This window comes from Mesorhizobium sp. M7A.F.Ca.MR.176.00.0.0 (genome assembly GCF_004023165.1).
Taxonomy (GTDB): domain Bacteria; phylum Pseudomonadota; class Alphaproteobacteria; order Rhizobiales; family Rhizobiaceae; genus Mesorhizobium.
Map to the genome: position 1 here is coordinate 1 of NZ_RZTC01000116.1, position 3813 is coordinate 3813.

6 protein-coding genes and 1 pseudogene (1 of these 7 only partly in view) are annotated in these 3813 nt (G+C 61.0%); 4 read left to right on the forward strand and 3 right to left on the reverse strand.

The window, feature by feature from the left end; genetic code table 11:
• Both EOB59_RS37355 and EOB59_RS28180 read left to right on the forward strand, forming a co-directional pair.
• Positions 1 to 130 (forward strand): annotated as a pseudogene (locus tag EOB59_RS37355) (carbohydrate kinase); the annotation flags it as partial.
• A gap of 75 nt (positions 131 to 205) precedes the next feature.
• Positions 206 to 1123: a pseudouridine-5'-phosphate glycosidase gene (locus EOB59_RS28180; RefSeq protein ID WP_128289730.1), complete on the forward strand. Its 918-nt coding sequence runs from the start codon at positions 206 to 208 to the stop codon at positions 1121 to 1123.
• Positions 1124 to 1310: 187 nt separating this feature from the next.
• Here the strand turns inward: EOB59_RS28180 and EOB59_RS28185 are convergent, their stop codons facing one another.
• The gene (locus EOB59_RS28185) at positions 1311 to 1634 is read right to left on the reverse strand and encodes a TfoX/Sxy family protein (RefSeq protein ID WP_127810659.1); all 324 of its coding nucleotides are present in this window, start codon (positions 1632 to 1634) and stop codon (positions 1311 to 1313) included.
• A 90-nt stretch (positions 1635 to 1724) separates the two neighbouring features.
• Between EOB59_RS28185 and EOB59_RS28190 the strand changes: the two genes are divergently transcribed.
• Positions 1725 to 2222, forward strand: a complete 498-nt coding sequence (locus tag EOB59_RS28190; RefSeq protein ID WP_128289731.1) for a GFA family protein — start codon at positions 1725 to 1727, stop codon at positions 2220 to 2222.
• 183 nt (positions 2223 to 2405) lie between these two features.
• Here EOB59_RS28190 and sufA read toward each other — a convergent pair whose 3' ends face one another.
• Positions 2406 to 2783 carry a Fe-S cluster assembly scaffold SufA gene (sufA, locus tag EOB59_RS28195; protein WP_128289732.1) on the reverse strand — a complete coding sequence of 126 codons (378 nt, stop codon included), beginning with the start codon at positions 2781 to 2783 and terminating at the stop codon, positions 2406 to 2408.
• Positions 2784 to 2927: 144 nt separating this feature from the next.
• Here sufA and EOB59_RS28200 point away from each other — a divergent pair, with 144 nt between their 5' ends.
• The gene (locus tag EOB59_RS28200; protein WP_127381281.1) at positions 2928 to 3446 is read left to right on the forward strand and encodes a hypothetical protein; all 519 of its coding nucleotides are present in this window, start codon (positions 2928 to 2930) and stop codon (positions 3444 to 3446) included.
• 2 nt (positions 3447 to 3448) lie between these two features.
• On the opposite strand, the gene EOB59_RS28205 is transcribed toward EOB59_RS28200, so the two are convergent.
• A protein-coding gene (locus EOB59_RS28205; RefSeq protein WP_128289734.1) for an SUF system Fe-S cluster assembly protein crosses the window boundary here: on the reverse strand, positions 3449 to 3813 show its 3' portion. The gene runs 19 nt beyond the window's last position; the window shows 365 of its 384 coding nt (coding positions 20-384); its start codon lies off the right edge, out of view; the stop codon is at positions 3449 to 3451.

Sequence of the window (3813 nt, forward strand, 5' to 3'; positions counted from 1 at the left end):
GGTGGCCCTGCGCGAAGGCATCGCCGGGGCGACGCTTGCCATCGAAAGCGCCAACGCCGTTCCCGAGTTCACCGCCTCAAGCTTCGCGGAAGCGCTGGCTCTTGTGCCGGATGCCAGGGAAGTGGCATGAGACCGGCGAATTCATAGTGCCGCGATGTTGCCTGGTGTCCCGACGGACGCGCCGCATTCCGGATTGGAGACCCTGATGACCCCTGAGACCGCCCGCCCCCTCATCGACATCCACGCGCCGGTGGCGCAGGCTCTGGCTGCCGGCCGGCCGGTGGTGGCGCTGGAAAGCACCATCATCACCCATGGCATGCCCTACCCCGACAATGGCGCCATGGCGGCCGACGTGGAAAAGATCATCACCGATGGCGGCGCCGTGCCGGCGACGATCGCCGTGGTTGGCGGCCGCATCAAGATCGGGCTTTCGGACGGCGAGCGCGAATCGCTGGCGATGACGGGCGACGCCATGAAGCTGTCGCGCGCCGATCTCGGTTTTGCCGTGGCGCAAGGGCGCACCGGTGGCACCACGGTCGCCGCCACGATGATCGCGGCGCATATGGTCGGCATAAAAGTGTTCGCCACCGGCGGCATCGGCGGCGTGCACAAGGGCGCCGAAAAGAGTTTTGATATTTCCGCCGATCTCGACGAGCTGGCGCGCACGCCGGTCATCGTCGTCTCGGCCGGCGCCAAGGCCATTCTCGACATCGAAAAGACGCTGGAAGTGCTGGAGACGCGCGGCGTGCCGGTGGTCGGCCTTGGCTGCGAGACGATGCCAGCCTTCTGGTCCAGGCATTCGCCGTTCCGCGCGCCGCTGACCTTGCACGAGCCGGAAGAGATCGCGCATTTCTACCAGACGAGGGCAGCGCTGGGGCTCGCCGGTGGCATGCTGATTGCCAATCCTGTGCCGGAAAACCACGAAATCCCGGCTGAGGAGATGGCCGGCTATATCGAGGCCGCGCAGAAGGCCGCCGAGGCGCTCAACGTGACCGGCAAGGCGGTGACACCCTTCCTGCTGTCCAAAATCCTCGAACTGACCGGCGGCAAGAGCCTGAAGACGAACATCGCGCTGGTCGAGAATAATGCGCGGCTGGCGGCGAGGATTGCGAAGGCGCTTTAGGGTCACGCAGCGAAGGTTCCCCCTCACCCGGATTCCCAAAACCGAATTGCAAAGAACAGTTCGGGGCAATCCGACCTCTCCCCGAGGGGAGAGGAGCTTGCAGCGCCGACGTCGACCTCTTCTCCCCTCGGGGAGAAGGTGGCCGCGAAGCGGACGGATGAGGGGGTGGCCTCGCGCTTGCGGGAATCTACTTCCCCGCCCGACGCCCCGCCTCATACGCCCGCCGTGCCCACACCGTCATCTCGTCGGGATCATCGAAAGCGCTGTCTGGAACGCTCCAGTAGGGCATGGCGACCAGCTTGCCGTGGCGCGAGCCGGTATAGGTCCATTGCGTGCAGCCGGCGGCCTCGAACTCGGGCACGCTTTGCTCGTCGGCCTTCAACAGCAATTCGCCACGCAGCACGATGGCGACGATGACACCGTCGAAATAGATGCCCTTGCCGCCGAACAGTTTTCGGATGCTGACAGGGCCGAGGCCCTCGAACAGTTCGGCGATGCGTTCATTGTCCATGCCGCGATCATGTCACCGGCGTTTGGCCTTGTCATCGCGCAACCAAAATCATGCTGACAGGTTGTGTGAGGTCGATCGGAGTTTCCCGCTATGCCCGTTCTGCTCAAAGGCTCCTGCCGCTGCAATGCCGTCCGTTTCGAGGTGGAGAGCCACACGCCGGCGCCATTCATGCTGTGCTACTGCTCGATCTGCCGCAAGCAGCAGGGCGGCGGGGGGTTTGCCATCAATCTCGGTGCCGACAACGAAACACTGAACATCAGGGGCAAGCGCAGCCTCGGCGTCTTTCGGGCGGAGATCGAGGGCGACGAGCATCCGCATTGCGAAATCTCAACCGGCGAGCGCAATTTCTGCAAGAAATGCGGCTCAGCCCTTTGGCTCTACGACCCGACATGGCCGGAGTTGGTGCATCCCTTCGCTTCGGCGATCGACAGCGATTTACCCATTCCGCCAAGCAAGGTGCACCTCATGCTGAAATACAAGGCGAACTGGGTGGAGCCGGTGGTTGGCAAGCATGACAAGGTCTTCGACATCTATCCCGAGGAATCGATCGCCGACTGGCACAAGCGGACGGGCATGTGGGTGGAGTGAATTTCTTCGCGCCGTTTCGGAGAGGTGAGGAATGATCCGCGCAGCGGACGGAAAGCCAATTGCTTGGCCTCGAACGACGAACGCCGGCAGATGAGGGGCGGCGCTAGCTTTGGAGAGGCCGGCGCTGCCTATCATCCGTCACTTCGTGACACCTTCTCCCCGTAAATGGGGCGAAGGAAAAACTCAGGAAGCGCGTGCCTCTGCCAGCGCCTTCAGGTCGGCCGGCTTCAGTTCGACGGATTCGCCGCAACCGCAGGCCGAGCTCTGGTTCGGATTGTGGAAGGTGAAACCGGTGCGCAGCGTCGTCTGCTCGAAATCCATCTCGGTGCCGAACAGGAAAAGTGCTGCTTCCGGTGCGACATAGACATGGGCGCCGTCGCGCTCGATATGGTCGTCCTTGGTGTTGGGCTCGGTCACCAAATCGACCGTGTATTCCATGCCGGCGCAGCCGCCCTTCTTGATGCCGAGGCGGATGCCGTGCGCGCTGTCGCGGGTGGCAACGATCTCGCGCACCCGGTCGGCGGCCTTTTCGGTCATCGTGATGACGGCGAAGCGTCCCATTCTTTTTCTCCAACCCGTTCAAGTTCAAGGCTTGTCGGACTTCACATAGATGGTTGAAACAATGATAAATGACAAGAGCGGAACGCAAATCGAGCGCCCGGAAGCACATCCGACTGTCAAGGAATCGAGCTGAGCATGCCGTCAATGACAGATACAAATCAGGTGATTGTTTTCACCGAGAACCCCGAACGAGTTATGCCTCGTATGCTCGTACTGTTAGCCATCGCAATGTTCCTGGGGCTTGGAGCATTGTTTCAAACGGATAAGCCCATGCCAATCAGAGTGGGAACCGGTATTCTCGTCTTTTTCCTGGCTTCAGTTTCTCTGCATTCAACCGTGAGATTACTAAGAGGGCGGTATCGTGCAGTAACCATTGGACCAAACGGCTTCCAGTGCAATGAGATCGCTCCTCAATTTGTCCCTTGGTCAGCTGTGACTAGCATGTCGGAAGTGCCCATTTCTTTTCGTGGTCGATATCAATTCTCTGTAGTCGAGGTGAGAATCGAGGAATCCAGTTGGAAAGACCTCTCTCTGACCAAGGCCGCAAAATTAAACAAATTTCAAACTGGATCCATGTGGATACCGTCTGTAGGCGCGGAGACAAGCTTTGAGAGCTTCTTCGCCACTGTGAAGTCATACGCCAGCGCTCATGGCGTGGACTAAGGTCAATACCAACCCACCGCCACCTGCGCCTCTTCCGACATGCGGTCGGCCGACCATGGCGGGTCGAAAGTCATGTTGACCTCGACGCCGGACACGCCTTCGACGGCGCCGACGGCATTCTCCACCCAGCCGGGCATTTCGCCGGCGACAGGGCAGCCCGGAGCGGTCAGCGTCATGTCGATCTTGACCGAGCGGTCGTCCTCGATGTCGATCTTGTAGATCAGGCCGAGCTCGTAGATATCGGCCGGGATTTCCGGATCGTAGACGGTCTTCAGCGCCGAGACGATGTCGTCGGTCAGCCGCGCCAGCTCGTCGGCGGGGATGGCCGATCCCGAAACCAGCGCATTGGGCGCGGTTTCCGGAGTGG

Excerpts from the sequence above, each read along its gene's own strand:
- EOB59_RS28180 (WP_128289730.1), top strand. The coding sequence starts at position 206 with ATGACCCCTGAGACCGCCCGCCCCCTCATCGACATCCACGCGCCGGTG.
- EOB59_RS28185 (WP_127810659.1), bottom strand. The coding sequence starts at position 1,634 with ATGGACAATGAACGCATCGCCGAACTGTTCGAGGGCCTCGGCCCTGTC.
- EOB59_RS28190 (WP_128289731.1), top strand. The coding sequence starts at position 1,725 with ATGCCCGTTCTGCTCAAAGGCTCCTGCCGCTGCAATGCCGTCCGTTTC.
- sufA (WP_128289732.1), bottom strand. The coding sequence starts at position 2,783 with ATGGGACGCTTCGCCGTCATCACGATGACCGAAAAGGCCGCCGACCGG.
- EOB59_RS28200 (WP_127381281.1), top strand. The coding sequence starts at position 2,928 with ATGACAGATACAAATCAGGTGATTGTTTTCACCGAGAACCCCGAACGA.